We start from the raw sequence: 20,097 nt of genomic DNA on the forward strand, positions 1-20,097 counted from the left end.
CACAAACGATGATGAACATCCGTATCGGACAGGGCTACGATGTCCACCAACTGACCGAAGGCAGAAAGCTGATACTCGGCGGAGTTGAAATCTCATTTGAAAAAGGGCTGCTCGGACATTCCGATGCCGACGCGCTGTTGCACGCCATTACCGACGCGCTGCTCGGCGCGGCAGGTTTGGGCGATATCGGCAGCCATTTCCCCGACACCGCCGCAGAGTTCAAAGATGCGGACAGCCGCGCCCTTTTGCGTGCGGCGTATCAAAGCGTTCAGGCGCAGGGTTGGCAGGCGGCCAATGTCGATACGACCGTGATTGCACAGAAACCCAAACTCGCGCCGCACATTCCGCAAATGCGTGCCAACATCGCCGCCGATTTGGGCATAGACATTTCGTGCGTCAACATCAAAGGTAAAACCAACGAAAAACTCGGCTATCTCGGGCGGATGGAGGGCATAGAGGCGCAGGCGGCGGTATTGCTGGTACGCATTTGAACGCGGCGGGCAGGACGTGCAAAAAAATGTTAAGATGGCGGCTGTTTGTTGATACGGTTTCCCAAAGGACAAAAATATGACGACACAAGACGAACTCAAGCGCATTGCAGCGGAAAAGGCAGTCGAATTCGTACCTGAAAACGAATATATCGGCATCGGTACCGGTTCGACCATCAACTTTTTCATCGAAGCCTTGGGCAAAAGCGGTAAAAAAATCAAAGGCGCGGTTTCGACCTCCAAAAAATCCGGCGAACTGCTTGCCCAGTACGATATTCCCGTCGTTTCTTTGAACGAAGTATCGGGGTTGGCGGTCTATATCGACGGTGCGGACGAAGTCAACCACGCCCTGCAAATGATTAAAGGCGGCGGCGGCGCGCACCTCAACGAAAAAATCGTCGCCAGCGCATCCGAAAAATTCATCTGCATTGCGGATGAAAGCAAATATGTTTCACGTTTGGGCAAATTCCCTCTGCCCGTGGAAGTCGTCGAAAGCGCGCGTTCCCTTGTTTCGCGCAAACTGCTCGCTATGGGCGGACAGCCCGAACTGCGTATCGGCTACACCACGTTTTACGGCAACCAAATCGTCGATGTCCACGGCTTGAATATCGATCAGCCGCTGACGATGGAAGACGAAATCAACAAAATCACCGGCGTACTCGAAAACGGCATATTCGCCCGCGATGCCGCCGATGTGTTGATTTTGGGGACGGAAGAGGGCGCGAAAGTCATCTATCCCTGCCAAGGGTAATCCTGACGTTAAGATGCCGTCTGAAATCCGGTTCAGAGATGTTCAGACGGCATCGACATTTGAAAAATATGCAGATTAAAAAAATCATGAAATGGCTTCCCGTCGCCCTGTCGCTTTTGGGCGCGTTGGGTTATACGGGATATGACAGTGAGGCGGTGCGGACGGCGGTTGCCGTACTCGACGTACTCGGCACGGCAGGGGACGTGGGTTCCGACGCGCCCGTTCGCCGACGGGCATCGGCGAAATCTGGCCACAGCTACACAGGCACGGTGTCCAAAGTCTATGACGGCGATACCCTTCACGTTATCGACGGCGACGGCGCGAAACACAAAATCCGGATGGCGTATATCGATGCGCCGGAGATGAAACAGGCTTACGGCACGCGTTCGCGCGACAACCTGCGGACGGCGGCGGAAGGCAGGAAAGTCAGCGTGCGCGTGTTTGATACCGACCGTTATCAGCGCGAAGTGGCGCAGGTTTCTGTCGGCAAAACCGATTTGAACCTGATGCAGGTGCAGGATGGGGCGGCGTGGCATTATAAAAGTTATGCTAAAGAACAGCAGGATAAGGCGGATTTTGCCGACTATGCCGACGCTCAAATTCAGGCGGAAAGGGAACGCAAAGGATTGTGGAAAGCTAAAAATCCGCAAGCGCCGTGGGCGTACCGCCGGGCAGGCAGGAACGGCGGGGGCAATAAGGATTGGATGGATTCCGTGGGCGAATGGTTGGGCATTTGGTAAAGACACCGCACGGCTTTGAACGGCAAATGCCGTCTGAAAACCGCGCGTCCGGCATTTTTGCGGAAACGCGCAACCGCCGTCTGCCGCGATAAAAAAGTTCAGGCGGCGGTTTTTACGGTAAAATGGCGGATTATTTTGAAACGGCGGCAGTTTCGCCGGTTTTTGATACGGACACTATATGGATTTTCGTTTTGACATTATTTACGAATACCGCTGGATGTTCCTTTATGGCGCACTGACGACACTGGGGCTGACGGTCGTGGCGACCTCGGGCGGTTCGGTATTGGGGTTGCTTTTGGCATTGGCGCGCCTGATTCACTTGGAAAAAGCCGGTGTGCCGATGCGCGTGCTGGCGTGGGCGTTGCGTAAGGTTTCGCTGCTGTACGTTACGCTGTTCCGGGGTACGCCGCTGTTTGTGCAGATTGTGATTTGGGCGTATGTGTGGTTTCCGTTTTTTGTCCACCCTTCAGACGGCATTTTGGTCAGCGGCGAGGCGGCAATCGAGTTGCGTCGCGGATACGGTCCTTTGATTGCCGGTTCGCTTGCTTTGGTTGCCAACTCGGGGGCGTATATCTGTGAGATTTTCCGCGCGGGCATCCAGTCTATAGACAAAGGGCAGATGGAGGCGGCGCGTTCTTTGGGTATGACTTATCCGCAGGCGATGCGCTATGTGATTCTGCCGCAGGCATTGCGCCGTATGCTGCCGCCTTTGGCGAGCGAATTCATCACGCTGCTGAAAGACAGCTCTCTGTTATCGGTCATTGCCGTGGCGGAGTTGGCCTATGTTCAGAATACGATTACGGGCCGGTACTCGGTTTATGAAGAACCGCTTTATACCGTCGCCCTGATTTATCTTCTGATGACGACTTTCTTAGGCTGGATATTTCTGCGTTTGGAAAAACGTTACAATCCGCAACACCGCTGATTGGAATCATATCAACAAAAAGCTGCCCGGGTATTCATTTGAGGCGGCTTTTTTGTGGCAAATTTACATTCAAAGAGAAAACGCCCTATGCCGTCTGAAAGTCTTTCAGACGGCATCTGTCAGCCTCACGCAAGAGGGAATCCCATCTGTTTGGTTTCAATTTTTTGGGGTGATGTATGAGCCGTCATTCCTGTGCAGGAGGGAATCCTGTCCGTTCGGTTTCCGTTGTTTTTGAGTTTCGGTTTTTCCGATAAATTTCTGCGGTTTCCGGTTCCGGATTCCCGCCTGCGCGGGAATGACGAATCCATCCATACGGAAACCTGCACCACGTCATTCCTACGAACCTACATCCCGTCATTCCCACGAAAGTGGGAATCCAGAACGTAAAATCTGAAGAAACCGTTTTATCCGATAAGTTTCCGCACCGACAGACCTAGATTCCCGCCTGCGCGGGAACGACGGCGGCGGCGTTTCAGTTATTTCCGATAAATTCCCGTGGCTTTGGATTCCCACTTTCGCGGGAACGACGGCGGAGAAGTTTCGGTTTTTCCGATAAATTCCCGTGGCTTTGGATTCCCGCTTTCGCGGGAATGATGGCGGATGGTTTCTGTTTTTTTGATAACTTCCTGTGATTTTGGATTTTTGGATTCTTAAATATTGTCTATTCTGACTTCAATCATGGTATTATTCCGTACAGACGTTGGAAAAGCGGTGATAATCTCGATACCGCAGCCTGCCCTTTAGAGTGTCCGAGAGCGTGTGCAAGTGAATTCGAGCCTTGCCCAACGTCTATTTCAATACTTCTTTCCCCTTCGCAATTTCTTTTTCATCCGCCAGGCGGAACGAATCCAAAAAAATCCCATCATACTGCGGCAGATATTTCAACACCTTGTTTCAAGACGGCAGAAATATTGCCTATTCGGCATCAATCATGATATTATCCCGAAAAGGCTACTAAAAAAGCGGTGAATTTGTCTGCCCTCCGCAGACCTTATGCAGTCTTCAGACTGGGATTGGTATCCGTTACATAAGCGAGAGTGTGTCGGGATTGCAGTCCGACTTAGTAGCCTTTTTTCATTTCATAGCGTTTCTTACTTTTCACAATTTCTTTTTCATCCGCCAAGCGGAACGAATCCAAAAAAATCTCATCATACTGCGGCAGATATTTCAACACCGCTATCAATCTGTATTTTTCGTTCCATTCCAACGGCTTCCCGAGTAAAACAAAACTTTCTTTTCCTCTGCTGTTGTCATAAAAAATATATTCGGGCTCATAAATCAGATCGGGGAGCATGGCATATAGTGGATTAACAAAAATCAGGACAAGGCGACAAAGCCGCAGACAGTACAGATAGTACGGAACCGATTCACTTGGTACTTCAGCACCTTAGAGAATCGTTCTCTTTGAGCTAAGGCGAGGCAACGCCGTACTGGTTTTTGTTAATCCACTATACAAAGCAATTTATCGGAAATGATGAAAAAGTGGGCTTGGAGGGGGACGGTCTGTCTGCAAAATGCCGTCTGAAGGCTGTTGGTGCGTTCAGACGGCATTGTTGTTATTTGATTTTGAAGTGCAGCCAGGCGACGTGCCCCTGTTTGAGGTAGCGGAAGGTTTCATTGAGGTTGCCGACGGGCGGCGGATGGTCGCCGACGATAATGACTTCCACGCCTTTCATTTCGGGGCGTTGGATCAAATCCGCCAGTTGGTCGAAGAATTGGGTGTGCAGGCTGAAGTTGCGGCAGAGGTCGGTTTCGGCGGGCAGGCCGTATTCGGTGCATTTGAGCCTGTGGTTGAAAATGTCGGATTCGGGATAGTCGGCGTGGCTGGTCAGCGTCATCCAGTAAAACAGTCCCTTGTCGTGTTTTTTGAAAAATGCCGACACTTCGCCGAACAGCTCGCTGTCGCACACGCCGCCGAAAATGGCGCAGGTTTTTTTACCAATCAGGTTTTCGGCGGTTTTGATTTCTTGAAAGCCCGCCCTCGGATACCAGCTGAAGCGGTCGTAAAGCGAACTGCCCGCGCCGTGCATCGCAAAGGTGGCGTAACCTTCTTGTTTCAAACGGTTGGGGAGGCAGCGGGCAAATTTTTCGTCGGGCGCGCGGCGCAGTGCAAACCCGCGCAAACCGCCGTAGGCGCACAATTCGCGCATTTCGCCTTCGACCGTCGCGCCGATAAAGGGAAAACTGCCGCTTTCCCAAACCGAAAAACGGTCTTTTTGCGCCAGCAGTTTGGCAAAAGTGGCGTTTTGAAGTTCGGGATTGGCCGGCAGCCCCCAAGATTCGGCGACGATAAAGAGGATTTTTTGAGATTTCGGCTCGTTCAGATGCGTGGCGGCACGCTGTTGATTGCCCAAGGGGAGGAAGACGGGATCGACCAGGCCGGCGGTAATAAAGTCGGCATTCTGGCTGACGGTGTAGAGCATCGCCTGACTTTTGGCGTAATAGAAGTTGTTTGCGCCGAAGATATTGGCCATCCGCCCCCGGTCGTAGTAACTCAAATGGCCGGTGAAATAGCCGGCTGCTGCCACAACGGCGGCACAGGCGGCAATGTGCCGGAAGTCGGTTTTGGCGGCGGCTTTCTGCAACACAAACGGCATCGCCAGCATATACAGCAGCAACAGCCCGGTCATTATCTGATAAAGGGCGGGGGCGGTCAGGATGAAGGGGACGAGGTTGATGGCGCCGATGAGGTCCATAAAAGGGAAAAGCTGGATCACCATCATCAGCCCGTCAAACAAAACCGCCAGCCAAAACGCCAATACGCCGGCAATTTTAACGAAACGCCAAGGCAGGGCGATCAGCAGCGCGGCGGGAAGGTAGTCCAAATTGACAATCGGGCGGGCGGTGGCGGTCAGCAGTGCCAAAACCCAAAAAACCGCATTGGGGGCCAGCAGTATCAGCAGGGACAGCAGCAGCCGTTTCGGCAGGAATGGCGGCAGCGTCCATTGTTTGGAGAGCAGGGCGTGAATATTCATCGTATTTCCTTTTCGGTTGAAACTCCGCCACTCGGACATCTGTCCTTCGGGGCGGCAGGATCAGACTTTATTTGGGAGGGGCGCAACCCCTTCCAAATCAGGGCAACACATAGGGCGGTGCTTTATATGTCGTCCTGTGTGTTGAAACATCTGCATTTCTTTCTGAAACAGGGGTATTTAAAACAGAGAACCGGATGACAGACCGATGCTGTCCGGGCGCGAAAGTGCGGCACGGTGCGGCAGGTGGCGCGCACGCGTGTCGGGGAAAGGAAAACAGGGAAAGGGGGCGGGCTGAAACCCTGCCTGAAGAAAAGGCGGGTTTGAGGGGCGGAAAAAGGGGAATGCGCCGCGCGGAAAGTGCGTACGTCGGCAGGAAGGGGGTTATAATTTTTTGCTTGCTTGCTTGCTTGCTTGCTTGCTTGCTTGGCGTTTGTCTGTTTCGCATTTTGGGAGGGGCGGCGGATACGGTGTATCGCGCCGCTTTTTTCAGATTCGGATAAGGATGGCGGGGCTGTTGTCCGCAATCGGGCGGTGCGGTTTTACATTACGTCCAACACATCGATGCCCAGCAAATCCAAGCCTTGTTTCAGCGTGTCGCCGGTGAGCTTCGCCAGTTGCAGGCGGCTGTTGCGGGTTGCACCTTCTGATTTCAGAATCGGGCAGGCTTCGTAGAAGCGGCTGAACAAGGTAGCGGTTTGATAGAGGTAGGCGGCGAGGTAGTGCGGATACGCCGTGTCCGCCACGCTTTGCAGCACGTCTTCAAATTTCAGCAGATCGGCGGCCAGTTGTTTTTCCAAAGGTTCGGTCAAAACGGTTGGCGCGTCCGCGTCCCATTCGCCTGCTTTGCGGAACACGCTTTGCACGCGGGTGTAGGCGTATTGCAGATAGGGGGCGGTGTTGCCTTCAAACGAGAGCATGGCGTCCCAGTCGAACACATAATCGCTGGTGCGGTTTTTGCTCAAGTCGGCGTATTTGACCGCGCCGATGCCGACGGTTTTGCCGATTTTTGCCGCTTCGTCCGCGCCCAATTCGGGATTTTTTTCTTTCACCAAAGCAGTGGCGCGCTCGACGGCTTCGGTCAGCAAATCGACCAGTTTCACGGTGTCGCCGCTGCGTGTTTTAAACGGCTTGCCGTCTTTGCCCATCATCGTGCCGAAGCCGATAAACTCGGCTTTTGCATTTTCCGGCAGATAGCCTGCTTTGCGGGAAGTGGTAAAGAGTTGTTCGAAGTGCAGGGCTTGGCGGTGGTCGACGACGTACAGCAGGCGGTCGGCATGAAGCGTACCGACGCGGTAGCGCAGGCACGCCAAATCGGTGGAAGCATAAAGGAAGCCGCCGCCTTGTTTTTGCACGATAAACGCAGCGGGTTCGCCTTCTTTGTTTTTGAACTCGTCCAAGAATACGACTTTCGCGCCGTCGTCTTCGACCGCCAGACCTTTTTGAACCAAATCATCGACCACAGGCTGCAAATCGTCGTTGTATTTCGATTCGCCCGCCACATCTTCGGGGCGCAGTTTCAAGCCCAACGTGTCGTAAACGGCTTGGGCGTGCGAGAGCGAAATATCGACAAACTGTTTCCACAATGCCAATACGGTTTCATCGCCGCCTTGCAGCTTTACAACGTATTCGCGTGCGGTGTCGGCAAAGGCGGGGTCTTCGTCAAAGCGCACTTTGGCGGCGCGGTAAAACTGCTCCAAATCCGCCAGCTCGAACGCGGCATTGTCTTTTTGCTGCTCGACCAAATAAGCGACCAACATGCCGAACTGCGTACCCCAGTCGCCGACGTGGTTTTGGCGGATGACGGTGTTGCCCATAAATGCCAACACGCGCGAAATGCTGTCGCCGATGATACTGGAACGCAGGTGGCCGACGTGCATTTCTTTTGCCAGATTGGGCGAGGAATAGTCGATAACGACGGTTTGCGGTTTGTCGGTTTTTGCTATGCCGAAACGCGCGTCGTTTAAGGCAGCATAAATGTTTCGGGCAAGGAATTCGGGGCGCAGGCGCAGGTTGATGAAGCCCGGACCGGCTACTTCCGCGCTTTCGATTACGGCGTTGTCGGCTAATGCTTCGGCTACCTTTTGCGCCAATTCGCGCGGATTTTGTTTGGCTTTTTTCGCCGCACCCATCACGCCGTTAATTTGGAAATCGCCGTGTTCGGCGTTTTTGGTCGGCTGCAAAACAATAGGGTTGTCGGCGATGCCTGCGGCGGCAAAGGCGGTGACGGCTTCGTGTTCGACGGTTTGGTGTAGGTTCATGAAGTTCGGTCTTTCGGTTAAATTCAAATCAGTCGGTATTTTAAAAGAATTTGTACGGCAGCAATAGGAATTGTGGGATTGTTGCCGGGGACTAGGATGTTTGTACGGCGGGAACGCCGAATACCTGCCTCAGGTAGGCAAGGAAAGTATTGTTGTTGGTCATGGTTTTTCCGGGAGAATCGGAGAGCTTGGCGACGGACTGACCGTTGCATTCGACCAGTTTCAACACGATATTCAAAGGCGTATGCCCCATATCGTTGGTCAGGTTGGTGCCTATGCCGAAACTGGTTTTGAAGCGGTCTTTGAAATATTGGTGCAAAGCCCAAGATCGGTCGATATCCAGTCCGTCGGAGAAGGTCAGCATTTTGGTTCGGCTGTCGATTTTGAGTTTTTTATAGTGCATGTAGGCTTTGTCCCCCCATTCGTAGGGGTCTCCGCTATCATGCCGCAAACCGTCGAAGAGCTTGGCGAAATAAAGGTCGAAATCACGCAGGAAGGCATCCATGCCGACCACGTCGGTCAATGCGATACCGAGGTCGCCGCGGTATTCGTGTACCCAGCTTTCAAGTGCGGCTTTTTGGAAATTCCGCAATTGTACGTCGAGGGCCTGGAATGCTTGGAGGAACTCGTGCGCCATGGTGCCGATGGGGGTAATGCCGAGTTTTTTGGCGAGATAAACGTTGCTGGTCCCGCGTACGATGCCGGGGGCGGCTTCGAGCAGGGTGCGGATGACGTGTTCCTGCCATGGGAGGTTGTAGCGGCGGCGTGTGCCGAAGTCGGAAATCAGGAAGGGCGGATCGTCCGGATTCTGTGTGGCGGCTATTTCTTTCAGACGCGCGGCTTTGGCTTGAAGCCGGCGTTCGCCTTCTTCTATGACCGCAGGGGTTTCCAGGCGGCGGAAGTAAAGTTCGTTAACAATGGCAAGGATGAAGATTTCAAAGAACATCGCTTGAATCATGGGGCCTTCGATACGGATGTTCAGACGGCCTTCTGCATCGGTGCCGACTTCGACAAAGCGGCGTTGGAGCTGGAAGAGTTCGAGATAGTCGACGAAATCGCTTTTAATGAAACGCAGGCTGCGGAGGTAGCCGAGTTCGTCATGGGTAAAGCGCAGTTGGCAGAGTGAGTCAAGTTCCTTTTCCAAGTCTTCCTTGATATCGGCAAGCGGATAGGGAGTTGAGGCATTGCGGCATCGGAATTCGTAAAGGCTGTGTGTCTGCGGAAACTGGTGCAGAACCACTTGCAGCATAGTGAATTTGTAGAGGTCGGTGTCAAGAAGTGAATGTATGATGCCTGTCATGCGGCGGTTCTCCCAGTTTCTGGTGGCGGCTTAGGACGTATTAGAACACATCACATTTGCCCTGTGTACCGAAAATGCCGTCTGAAGGTCTTTCAGACGGCATGGTTTCAGGATTTTTTCCTTACGGCCGCATTGAGCAGGCAGCCTAAGGCAAAGCAAGTTAAAGAGGGAATAATCCAGCCCAGTCCTATGCTGTATAGGGGAAGGGCTTTGTCGATGGCTTTTGCTGCCGTTTCGCTGAAACCGAAGGCGGTTTTGTAGGCATCGAGCAGGCCGACCGCCAGTGCGGGCATCATGGTGCAGAAATAGACGATGCGGCTACCGCCGAACAGCCTGTCGGTCAGGGTCAGCAGGATGAGTACGATGGTCAGCGGATAAAGCAGCATGAGCATGGGGACGGAAATCTGCAGGATGGCTGACAGCCCCTTGTTTGCCAAGACGATGGAAACCAGCGTATTGATGATGACGAAGGTTTTGTAGGAAATGCCCGGACAGAGGCGGTTGAAGTATTCGGCACACGAAGTAACCAGACCGACCGCCGTGGTCAGGCAGGCTAGCAGTACGATGATGCCGAGCAGCAGGTTGCCGCCCAGTCCGAAATAGTATTGTGCCGATTTCGACAATACCAGCGCACCGTTTTTCTGCAAACCGATTCCCGCCACACTGGTCGCCCCCATATAGCCTATCAGCAGGTAAACCGCAGCAAGGCAGCCTGCAGCCATCAGGCCTGATATGGCGGTGGGTTTCAGCAGGTCCGAACGGGTGTCGACACCCATGGCGCGGACGGCGTCGATAACGATAATGGCAAATACGAGTGAGGCGAGGGCATCCATCGTGCCGTAGCCTTCCAAAATGCCTTTAATCATCGGGCGGGCGGCAAAATCGCCTTGTGCGGCGAGCGGTGCGCCGATGGGGTTGAGTGCGGCATAACCGACCAATACGGCGATGGTCAGCAGGAGTGCGGGCGTCAGGATTTTTCCGATGCGGTCAACCAATTTGCTCGGAGACATCGAAAGCCAGTAGGCCAGGCCGAAAAAAAGCAGGCTGAATACTGCCTGAGCCATATTCGGGGAAAGATTGCCGATCAGCGGTAAAACGCCGATTTCAAAGGAAACCGTCGCCGTCCGAGGCAGGGCGAACAGCGGGCCGATGGCAAGGTAGAGGGAGGCGGCAAACGCTACGCCGTACCAGGGCGCGACACGCGAGGCGAGTGCTTCGACATCACGGGAACCCGAGTAGCCGATGGCGATTACGCCCAATAGCGGCAGGCCTGCTCCGGTCAATAGGAAGCCGAGCATGGAAATCAGCCAGTTTTCGCCTGCCTGCTGACCGAGATAGGCGGGATAAATCAGGTTGCCCGCACCGAAAAACAGGGCAAACAGCATCAGTCCGACCGCCCATAATGAGGCTTGGTTTTGTTTGCTTGTCATCATGTTCCTTTTTAAATAGGTCAATCCGGTGTTTCTGTCCTGTTCATGCCGTCTGAATGCGCCCCTTCATGATTGAGGCTGATTCGGATTTCTCCGAAACCGTCTTCCTGTACGATTCTGACCAATCCTTCTTTGGCAAGCTCCAACAGTGCGATGAAGTTGACAACCACGTAAGCCGCGCCCTGTTCGGGATTGAACAGGTCGTGAAACCTGCATATTCCGTGTCCGTTCAAACGGCGCAGGATTGCCGTCATTTGCGCTCGCACGGAGATGGTTTCTTTGATTACTTCGTGGCTGCGCGTATGTTTTGCCCGAGACAAAATACTCAGCCACGCTTGAGTCAAGTCGGTAATATAGACTTCGGGCAGCTTGGCTTCGACGGCAATTTCCAGAGGCAGGTAAGCCCATGCGAAATCCCGTCCGGCTCGGGGCAGCGCGTCCAAACCCTGTGCCGCCAGCTTCATCTGTTCATAAGCCAACAGGCGGCGCACCAACTCGGCACGCGGGTCGGCTTCTTCGTCTTCGACGGCTTCGGTACGCGGCAGCAGCAGGCGCGATTTGATTTCAATCAGCATGGCCGCCATAAGCAGGTATTCCGCCGCCAAATCAAACTGATAGGCTTCCATTTGGGCAATGTAGTGCAGATACTGCCCGGTAATTTCCACCATCGGAATATCGAGAACATCGATGTTCTGCTTGCGGATAAGGTAGAGCAGCAGATCCAAAGGGCCTTGAAAACTGCCCAATACGACTTTCAGCGCGTCGGGCGGGATAAACAAATCCTGCGGCAAATCGGTAACGGGTTGGCCGAATACCCATGCGACGGTGTGCTCGGATGGTGCGGATGGGGCAGGGATGGGCGGCATGGCGTGAATCGGTAAGTGGATTTTAATATAAGTTTACAAAAGAAAACAATCTGCCGGCATTCACGCGTAATGTGGTCGGGCAGATGTTCAGACGGTATTATAACGGCTTTTAAATGCAAATGTTTTGAAAAGGAGCGGGTTGTGAATACGGTTTTAGGTGTGCCGATGTTGGTTTTTCTGAACCGACAGCTTGATTGCCGCCTTCAGGTAGTCGGCTACCAAACCGGGATGCCGGTTCAGATAGCCTATGGATTCTTTTTTCAAATCCTTGAAACGTTCATCGTAGCGTTTGTCTTTCGCGAATTCGATGATGCGCCCTATATTTTGACGGCACTCTTGCTAAAACCTCTTAATTAATATAAATGTCTGAATTTTAAGTTTCTTGAGACAATATAATCAGTACTGGCTCTATCTATATAACCAGTAGCTTCTCTTACTTCAATATTATCTACATTACCGTATATTACAGGTAGCGACCCATAAATGATAAATTTATTCCCCAAAATTTTTTTACTAATTGATATATCATCTTCCATAAGTAATTCAGCGTAATTTTTAGCTCTTACTTGAAATCTAAACAATATTTTTCCTGCGTAAATTCTCGCATATGTGGGAGAGTTTATACCATAATCTTTGTATAGATGAACAATAGAAATACATTGTTTATCTATGCAATAATAAGCTACTTTTTGTTGGTCAAGATAACGGCAATATATGTAATACATACTGTAAAGTATTACCACTAATAATGTAAAACTTGTTCTTAGGATACATATTTTGCGATAACGTATCTTATGGTATATACCATATACTACAAAAAATATCGGAATAAGCATTAGTAATAAAAATGAAAAAAATAACTAAATTATTAACGAATTCCATTAAATAGCTCTCCGATACTTGGTATATTATTAGGAATCATATATTTTATGTTATTTTTTATCCGTATCCTTTTTTGTCCTAAATCATAACCATAGTTTGTTCAAATGCCGTCTGAATCCTGTTTCAGACGGCATTGCTTATTTTTTGCCCGCGATGTGTTCCACCGCCGCCTGTGCGCAATATAGCCCGAACGAAGCGGTAACGAGCATGCTTGCACCGTAGCCGGCGCATGACAAGCCCTGCAGTGCGGCATCGGCAGAACACGCCGCGCCCGATTGTGGCGGCGTGATGTTTTCGGTTGAGAACACGCACGGCACGCGCATTTTTTCCTTAGTATCGCGGCTGAAGCCGTAGCGTTTCCGCAAGGTGTAGCGCAGGTTGGCAAGCAGCGGGTCGTGGGTTACGCGGCTCAAATCGGCGGTTTGGATCAACGCCGGATTTTTTTGTCCGCCTGCGCCGCCGCTGATGATAAAAGGTTGACGGTTTTTCACAAAATAAGCCGCCATTGCCGCTTTGACGCGCATTTGGTCGATCGCGTCGATGACGAAATCAAAACCTTTTCCGAAGTATTCCGGCAAATTGTCTTCGGTAACGAAATCTTCAATTTCAAATACTTCGCATTGCGGATTGATTTGTGTAATACGTTCGCGCAAGGCGGTAACTTTTGCTTTGCCGAAGTCGCCGGTCAGGGCGTGCAGCTGGCGGTTGACATTCGATTCGGCAACGTTGTCCAAATCAATCAAAGTCAAACGTCCGATGCCCGTCCGCGCCAAAGCCTCGACCGCCCACGAGCCGACACCGCCCACGCCGGCCACGCAGACGTGGGCATCGGCAAAGTGTGAGAGTGCTTCGTCTCCGTAGAGCCGCGCAATGCCGCCGAAGCGGCGCGAAAGGTTCAAACCGGTGCCGGTCATAAGTCAAATCCTGTAAGGTTGCATCAAATGAAGCGTAAACGGAAGCCGGCGGGAAACGTCCTGCCGTCCGACGGCGGCGTATTATACTGTAAAGCGGCCGGGCTGTTCGGCTGTTGTATAAAACCCGGCGGCGGGACTATAATGAAACGGCGCAGACAGCCTTTGCGCGAACCTGATGAAACGGCGCCGCGAGGCGGTGCAAAAGGAGGATACGATTATGTACAAACATTTGGTCGTTGCCGTCGACGGCAGTGAAACTTCCATCAATGCCCTGAAACACGCCGCCGAACTTGCCGGCGTCAACAATGCGCGCCTGACTTTGGTGCACGTTGCCAATCCTGCCGAATATATGGCGCTTGCCCCTGAATTTTTGCAACACGAAAGCTACGAAGCCGCCGCCGTCGCACAAGGCAACGAGGTTTTGGACAATGCCGAGAGGATTGCCCGCGAACTGGGTGTCGGAAATACGGTCAAACACCTCTTGGTGGCGAACAAAGGCGCGCGCGAAATGGCGCAGGATTTGGTCGATTATGCCGATGAAAACGGTGCCGACCTGCTGGTGTTGGGCACGCACGGACGTACCGGCCTGATGCACCTTCTGATGGGCAGTTTCGCCGAAACGGTAATGCGCCAAAGCCACCTGCCGCTTTTGATTATCCGCAGCAAAGCCGAAGAGGCGTAGAAATTTTCAGTTTGAAGGCCTTAAATGTGATTTTTCATATTTAAGGCTTTTTAATTTATCTGTTTTTAACGGGAGGGCAGTATGCCTGATTACATCCGCACCTCACGCGCCGCCGACAGCCTGCGCGATATTAAAATTACCCCTCATTTCCTGCCGCACGCCGACGGTTCGTGCCTTATTGAATGCGGCAATACCAAAGTCATCTGCACAGCCTCCATAGACGAAAATGTCCCGCCGTTTCTGCGCGGCAAAAACCAAGGCTGGGTAACGGCGGAATACGGGATGCTGCCTGCATCCACCGCTTCGCGTATGCGCCGCGAAGCTTCGGCGGGCAAGCAGTCCGGGCGTACTCAGGAAATCCAACGTTTGATCGGGCGTTCGCTGCGCGCGGTCGTGGATATGGAAAAACTCGGCGAACGACAAATTTTGATTGATTGCGATGTGATTCAGGCAGACGGCGGTACGCGTACGGCATCTATTACCGGTGCGTTTGTCGCGCTGCAAATCGCCGTCGGCAAACTGGTTTCAGACGGCATTTTGAGTGAAAACCCCATCCGAGAAGCCGTTGCCGCCGTATCCGCAGGCGTAGTGAACGGCGTGCCGCTTTTGGATTTGGATTATCCCGAAGACTCCGGTTGCGACAGTGATGTGAATATCGTGATGACCGCATCGGGGAAAATCATCGAAATACAGGGGACGGCGGAAGGCGCGCCATTCAGTTTGGAAGAATTGGGCAAACTGATCGGACTGGTCGAACAAGGCATAAGAGAGCTGGTGCGATATCAGCAAAATGCATTGTCCGTTGCTTAATTATTGTCCGTATGCCGTCTGAAAACCGTTCAGACGGCATTTTGTCAAAAATCTGAAAGAACAGGTTTTTTGCTGACCGCTGTCAAACGGCAGGCGGGAAAGCGCAGTCCGTTCTTGAATTTCAAGTAAAAAATAGTAATAATAAGCCCTTTTCCAGCAAACCATGCTGCCCGACCAACCCTACACAAGAAAGCACGAAACATGGCGTTAATCGTACATAAATACGGCGGCACATCCGTAGGCTCGCCCGAACGCATTAAAAACGTAGCCAAACGTGTCGCTAAAGCCCGCGCCGAAGGACACGATATCGTTGTTGTCGTATCCGCGATGAGCGGCGAAACCAACCGCCTGGTTGCGCTGGCGCACGAAATGCAGGAGCACCCCGATCCGCGCGAATTGGACGTTGTCCTCTCCACCGGCGAACAGGTTACCATCGGCCTTTTGGCAATGGCGTTGAAAGACATCGGCGTGGAAGCCAAAAGCTACACCGGCTGGCAGGTCGCCCTCAAAACCGATACCGCCCACACCAAAGCCCGCATCGAAAGCATTGATGACGAAAAAATGCGCGCCGACCTCGCCGATGGCAAAGTCGTCATCGTTGCCGGCTTCCAAGGCATCAGCAGTGAAGGCAATATTTCCACGCTCGGACGCGGCGGTTCCGACACTTCTGCCGTTGCGCTCGCCGCAGTCATCAAAGCGGACGAATGCCAAATCTATACCGATGTAGACGGCGTTTATACCACCGACCCTCGCGTCGTACCCGAAGCGCGCCGCATGGATACGGTAACGTTTGAAGAAATGATCGAACTGGCCAGCCTCGGTTCGAAAGTTTTGCAAATCCGTTCAGTAGAATTTGCCGGAAAATACAAAGTGCGCCTGCGCGTACTGAGCAGCCTGCAAGACGGCGGCAACGGCACCTTAATTACCTTTGAAGAGGACGACAACATGGAAAGAGCTGCCGTAACCGGTATCGCATTCGACAAAAACCAAGCCCGCATCAACGTGCGCGGTGTGCCCGATAAGCCCGGCGTTGCCTATCAGATTTTGGGCGCGGTCGCCGATGCCAACATCGAAGTCGATATGATTATCCAAAATGTCGGCAGCGAAGGCACAACCGATTTTTCTTTCACCGTACCGCGCGGCGATTACAAACAGACTTTGGAAATCCTGTCGGAACGTCAAGACAGTATCGGCGCGGCCTCTATCGACGGCGACGACACCGTGTGCAAAGTCTCCGCAGTCGGTTTGGGTATGCGCTCGCACGTCGGCGTAGCCGCCAAAATCTTCCGTACCCTTGCAGAAGAAGGCATCAACATCCAAATGATTTCAACTTCTGAAATCAAAGTTTCCGTATTGATTGATGAAAAATATATGGAACTGGCAACCAGGGTATTGCATAAAGCCTTTGATTTGGGCTGATTGCCTGAGTCGGTGTCTAATTAGCAACGGCACAGCCTTTATCGGGCTGTGCCGTTTTGTCTGCCGTCTGAACGTTCAGACGGCATATTTTTAATCCTCCCGACGGAGAAAACCATTTCTGCTTTTAAAATTTGTAGCTCATCGTGATTAAAGATGTTTCAATCGGTAAAAAATTTGAGGCCGTCTTAGATAATTAGAATAAGCCCTTGCGTTACTAATTGTTTTAAGCGTTAAGCGTTAAGCGGCAGGGGCAAAAGGATAATGGCAGGGTAGTGCGGCTTTATGGTCTGAACGGGGCGTATGCCCATTCCCCGGGTTTTAAATCCAAATCAAACAGTTTCAGTCTGCCGCTTGCCACTCTGATCAGACGCAGGCAGGGATAGCCCGCCTTGGCGGTCATTCGCCTGACTTGGCGGTTTTTGCCCTCAGAAATGGTAATTTCAATCCAAAAATCGGGAACGGTTTTGCGGACGCGTATCGGCGGGATGCGTTCCCATAACGGATTTGTTTCCCCGTGTTTCAAGATGCGGACGCTTGCCGGACGGGTAACGAAACCGCCTAAGTCTATCCCTTTTCTTAAACTTTCCAACCGAGTTTCGTCGGGTACGCCCTCCAGTTGTGCCCAGTAGGTTTTGGGGTGTTTGAATTTGGGGTCGGTAATTTGTGCTTGAAGTCTGCCGTCGTCGGTCAGCAGCAGTAGCCCTTCGCTGTCGGTATCCAGCCTGCCTGCAGGGTAGAAACCGGGCAGATCGATGAAGTCTTTCAGGCTTTTGTGTTTTTCGTGCGGTGAAAATTGGCAGATAACGCCATAGGGTTTATTGAAGATGATGAGGTTTTTCATGGTTGGTCTATAGGGGCTTGATGCTGGATATTGTAGCTGTTTGCCTTTTGGTGTGGAACTTCAAGATAAAATGCCGTCTGAAATTGGTTTCAGACGGCATTTGTTTCAAGCAGGTTTAACAGCAGCGTCCGCCGTTTGCGCCGCAGCGGCGTTTGCGGCAGTAGTCTTGAAATTGCAGCTTGGTCATCACGGGGGCGTTGGGATTATGTTTGCGCTGCTGTGCAACGTAGTTTTCATAATCGGGCACGCCTGCCATCAAGTTTGCCGTCAGCTTGATGGTTTTCCACCAAGACGCGAGCTTATGCTTCACTTTGTGCCTCCGGCTGCTTGCCGTCGCGGTACACCGCCGGGATTTCTTTGGCGGTCGGCCAGCCGACTTTGCGTGCTTTGAGGGCGGTACGCACGCCGTAGATGGCAACGATGACGACGACTAAGAGGAACAATGCGGTCAAACCGGCATTAATCTTGTCGTTGAAGATGATTTGCGCCATTTCGCCGATGTCTTTAGCGGGCGCAAGGACTTCGTTTTTAGCCAATGCGTCGCTGTATTTGCCGGCGTGGGCAAGGAAGCTGACGCGCGGGTCGTTGTGGAACAGTTTTTGCAGACCGGCGTAGCAGGTTACAAACAGTACGCCGACGGCGGGAACGAGTGCCACCCAAACATAACGGTCGCGTTTCATCTTAATCAACACAACGGCACACATAATCAAGGCTACGCCCGCCAGCATTTGGTTGGCGATGCCGAACAAAGGCCAGAGCGAGTTGATGCCGCCCAGAGGGTCGGTTACGCCGGTGTAGAGGAAGTAGCCCCACAATGCCACGGCGAAGAAGGTCGCAATCAGGTTGGCGGGGATGGAGTCGGTGTTGCCGAAAGGTTTATAGAAGATGCTGCCCAAGTCTTGAATCATAAAACGTGCGACGCGCGTACCGGCATCGACGGCGGTCAGGATGAACAAGGCTTCAAACAACAGGGCGAAGTGATACCAGAATGCCATCATCGCCTCGCCCGGAATCAGGCGGCTCATAATGTGCGCCATACCGACTGCGAGGGTAGGCGCACCGCCCGCACGGGAAAGGATGGTGTTTTCGCCGACTTCTTTAGCAGTGTGCAACAGGGTTGCGGCATCGACAGGGAATTGCAGCTTGGTGGTAATCACTTCGGCGGCGGTATTGGCATCCGTACCGATCAGGGCGGCTGGGCTGTTCATGGCGAAGTACACGCCGGGATCAAGCGATGCGGCAGCGGCAAGTGCCATAATCGCCACGAAACTTTCCATCAACATACCGCCGTAACCGATCATGCGGACGTGGGTTTCGTTTTCCAGCATTTTCGGCGTAGTGCCGGAAGAAATCAGCGCGTGGAAGCCCGAAACCGCACCGCAGGCGATGGTAATGAACAAGAATGGGAACAATGCGCCTGAGAATACCGGACCCGAACCGTCGATAAAGTGGGTTACGGCAGGCATTTGCAAAGCGGGATTGACGATGACGATACCCAAAGCCAAGGCCGCAATCGTACCGATTTTCAGGAAGGTGGAGAGATAGTCGCGTGGAGTGAGCAGCAACCATACGGGCAATACGGAGGCGACAAAGCCGTAAATCATAATCGCCCAAGTGAGCTGGATGCCGTCAAGGTCGAACCAATGCCCGATGGAACTTTTAGCCACATCTTCGCCGTAAATTACCGCCAGCATCAGCAAAATAAAGCCGACGATGGAAATCTCGCCGATTTTGCCCGGACGGATATAACGCGTGTAAATACCCATAAACAGCGCAATCGGCATAGTTGCTGCAATGGTGAACGTACCCCAAGGGCTGTGAACCAATGCTTTTACGACAATCAACGCCAACACCGCCATAATGATGACCATAATCATCAAAATACCGATGGAGGCAATCACGCCGGGGACAGTGCCGAGTTCCTGTTTCACAATATCGCCCAAAGACTTACCGTCGCGGCGCATAGAGACAAACAAGACCATCATATCCTGTACCGCACCGGCAAATACCACGCCGAAGATAATCCACAAAGTACCGGGCAGGTAACCCATTTGCGCTGCTAAAACCGGACCGACCAAAGGGCCTGCACCCGCAATCGCGGCAAAGTGGTGTCCGAACAATACGCCTTTGTGCGTCGGAACATAGTCCAAGCCGTCGTTGTGGCGTTCTGCCGGAGTCAGGCGGTTAGGATCGAGCCGCATTACGCGGTTAGCGATGTAGAGGCTGTAAAAACGATAGGCGATGCAGTAAACGGATATGGCGGCGGTAACCATCCATACCGCGCTGACCTGTTCGCCTCGGCTGAGAGCCAGAGTGGTAAAGGATGCTAAGCCGACCAGTACCACTATGCCCCAAATGAGGAAGGTTTTGAGTGATTTCATCGAATAAATCCTTATCTCACACTGTCGGAATATGCCTGAACGGCGGGAAACGGCCGACCGCCTGCCGGCACGGGCACAAACCGGAGTCTGAATGATTGACGAAGTATGAAACAGTGCGCTTGTCGGGATTTGTGCCTTATGCCCGCATCAAACAGTGCAGGGATGCGGGCGCACAAAACGTTAAACGCTGAATAGGATTTTAACGCAAATTAGCACACTGATAGCGGTTTTTACTTGGAATTTGGAAAAAATTTACATTCCTCCGAGCGGGCAGGCAGGTTCAGACGGCATCGTCAGGTAAAAGGCGGTGTCGGAAGACGGATAAAGAAGGGGTGCGCAATCCGGATTATCGATTCATCGTGTTTCCTTTCCGGTTGAAACCCCGCCACTTGGACATCCGTCCTTCGGGGCGGTAGAATCAGACTTTATTTGGGA

Annotated in this window: 18 protein-coding genes and 1 pseudogene; 8 read left to right on the top strand and 11 right to left on the bottom strand. The window is 52.4% G+C overall.

Going from position 1 to position 20,097, the window contains the following annotated elements:
• The first annotated feature begins 8 nt into the window (after positions 1-8).
• The 5 genes from ispF to KEM39_RS01045 all read left to right on the top strand — a co-directional run bounded on the left by ispF (position 9) and on the right by KEM39_RS01045 (position 2,904).
• Positions 9-491, top strand: a complete 483-nt coding sequence (gene ispF, locus KEM39_RS01030; protein ID WP_211709483.1) for a 2-C-methyl-D-erythritol 2,4-cyclodiphosphate synthase — start codon at positions 9-11, stop codon at positions 489-491.
• Between the two features lie 76 nt (positions 492-567).
• Positions 568-1,239, top strand: coding sequence for a ribose-5-phosphate isomerase RpiA (gene rpiA / locus KEM39_RS01035; RefSeq protein ID WP_002225069.1), 672 nt, complete (start codon positions 568-570; stop codon positions 1,237-1,239).
• A 68-nt stretch (positions 1,240-1,307) separates the two neighbouring features.
• On the top strand, positions 1,308-1,979 hold the full coding sequence (locus tag KEM39_RS01040; RefSeq protein ID WP_192886303.1) for a thermonuclease family protein: 672 nt from the start codon (positions 1,308-1,310) through the stop codon (positions 1,977-1,979).
• A 15-nt stretch (positions 1,980-1,994) separates the two neighbouring features.
• On the top strand, positions 1,995-2,174 hold the full coding sequence (locus tag KEM39_RS11450) for a hypothetical protein (RefSeq protein WP_013448733.1): 180 nt from the start codon (positions 1,995-1,997) through the stop codon (positions 2,172-2,174).
• Positions 2,158-2,904, top strand: coding sequence for an amino acid ABC transporter permease (locus KEM39_RS01045; protein ID WP_096108524.1), 747 nt, complete (start codon positions 2,158-2,160; stop codon positions 2,902-2,904). The genes KEM39_RS11450 and KEM39_RS01045 overlap by 17 nt, the downstream gene beginning before the upstream one ends.
• A gap of 1,060 nt (positions 2,905-3,964) precedes the next feature.
• On the opposite strand, the gene KEM39_RS11455 is transcribed toward KEM39_RS01045, so the two are convergent.
• From KEM39_RS11455 to KEM39_RS01085, 8 genes and pseudogenes are all read right to left on the bottom strand, one after another.
• Entirely contained in the window at positions 3,965-4,111 is a 147-nt protein-coding gene (locus tag KEM39_RS11455) for a hypothetical protein (protein WP_240002727.1), read from the bottom strand.
• Between the two features lie 349 nt (positions 4,112-4,460).
• Positions 4,461-5,879: an LTA synthase family protein gene (locus tag KEM39_RS01055; protein WP_192886302.1), complete on the bottom strand. Its 1,419-nt coding sequence runs from the start codon at positions 5,877-5,879 to the stop codon at positions 4,461-4,463.
• A gap of 539 nt (positions 5,880-6,418) precedes the next feature.
• Positions 6,419-8,137: an arginine--tRNA ligase gene (argS, locus tag KEM39_RS01060; RefSeq protein ID WP_211709474.1), complete on the bottom strand. Its 1,719-nt coding sequence runs from the start codon at positions 8,135-8,137 to the stop codon at positions 6,419-6,421.
• Between the two features lie 91 nt (positions 8,138-8,228).
• On the bottom strand, positions 8,229-9,437 hold the full coding sequence (gene pncB / locus KEM39_RS01065) for a nicotinate phosphoribosyltransferase (RefSeq protein ID WP_211709475.1): 1,209 nt from the start codon (positions 9,435-9,437) through the stop codon (positions 8,229-8,231).
• A 107-nt stretch (positions 9,438-9,544) separates the two neighbouring features.
• Complete coding sequence (brnQ, locus tag KEM39_RS01070) at positions 9,545-10,870, bottom strand: branched-chain amino acid transport system II carrier protein (protein WP_211709476.1); 1,326 nt, start codon at positions 10,868-10,870, stop codon at positions 9,545-9,547.
• Positions 10,871-10,887: 17 nt separating this feature from the next.
• Positions 10,888-11,733: a segregation and condensation protein A gene (locus tag KEM39_RS01075; RefSeq protein WP_118997263.1), complete on the bottom strand. Its 846-nt coding sequence runs from the start codon at positions 11,731-11,733 to the stop codon at positions 10,888-10,890.
• A 353-nt stretch (positions 11,734-12,086) separates the two neighbouring features.
• A pseudogene (locus KEM39_RS01080) lies at positions 12,087-12,615 on the bottom strand (hypothetical protein).
• Between the two features lie 137 nt (positions 12,616-12,752).
• The gene (locus KEM39_RS01085; protein ID WP_118997262.1) at positions 12,753-13,529 is read right to left on the bottom strand and encodes a tRNA threonylcarbamoyladenosine dehydratase; all 777 of its coding nucleotides are present in this window, start codon (positions 13,527-13,529) and stop codon (positions 12,753-12,755) included.
• A gap of 217 nt (positions 13,530-13,746) precedes the next feature.
• Here KEM39_RS01085 and KEM39_RS01090 point away from each other — a divergent pair, with 217 nt between their 5' ends.
• The 3 genes from KEM39_RS01090 (at position 13,747) to KEM39_RS01100 (ending at position 16,440) form a co-directional block, all read left to right on the top strand.
• Positions 13,747-14,211 (top strand): universal stress protein, encoded by a 465-nt coding sequence (locus KEM39_RS01090; RefSeq protein WP_003713854.1) that lies wholly within the window; start codon positions 13,747-13,749, stop codon positions 14,209-14,211.
• 81 nt (positions 14,212-14,292) lie between these two features.
• Entirely contained in the window at positions 14,293-15,021 is a 729-nt protein-coding gene (gene rph, locus KEM39_RS01095) for a ribonuclease PH (RefSeq protein WP_118997261.1), read from the top strand.
• A gap of 201 nt (positions 15,022-15,222) precedes the next feature.
• Positions 15,223-16,440, top strand: a complete 1,218-nt coding sequence (locus KEM39_RS01100) for an aspartate kinase (RefSeq protein WP_118997259.1) — start codon at positions 15,223-15,225, stop codon at positions 16,438-16,440.
• Positions 16,441-16,720: 280 nt separating this feature from the next.
• Here the strand turns inward: KEM39_RS01100 and KEM39_RS01105 are convergent, their stop codons facing one another.
• The 3 genes from KEM39_RS01105 to KEM39_RS01115 form a co-directional block, all read right to left on the bottom strand.
• Positions 16,721-17,281, bottom strand: a complete 561-nt coding sequence (locus KEM39_RS01105; protein ID WP_118997258.1) for an rRNA large subunit pseudouridine synthase E — start codon at positions 17,279-17,281, stop codon at positions 16,721-16,723.
• Positions 17,282-17,396: 115 nt separating this feature from the next.
• Entirely contained in the window at positions 17,397-17,591 is a 195-nt protein-coding gene (locus KEM39_RS01110; RefSeq protein WP_002212918.1) for a YbdD/YjiX family protein, read from the bottom strand.
• Positions 17,581-19,662: a carbon starvation CstA family protein gene (locus KEM39_RS01115; protein ID WP_211709477.1), complete on the bottom strand. Its 2,082-nt coding sequence runs from the start codon at positions 19,660-19,662 to the stop codon at positions 17,581-17,583. Before KEM39_RS01115 ends, KEM39_RS01110 begins: the two co-directional genes overlap by 11 nt.
• Positions 19,663-20,097 lie beyond the last annotated feature (435 nt).

Source organism: Neisseria sp. Marseille-Q1983 (genome assembly GCF_018224585.1).
Lineage (GTDB): Bacteria > Pseudomonadota > Gammaproteobacteria > Burkholderiales > Neisseriaceae > Neisseria > Neisseria polysaccharea.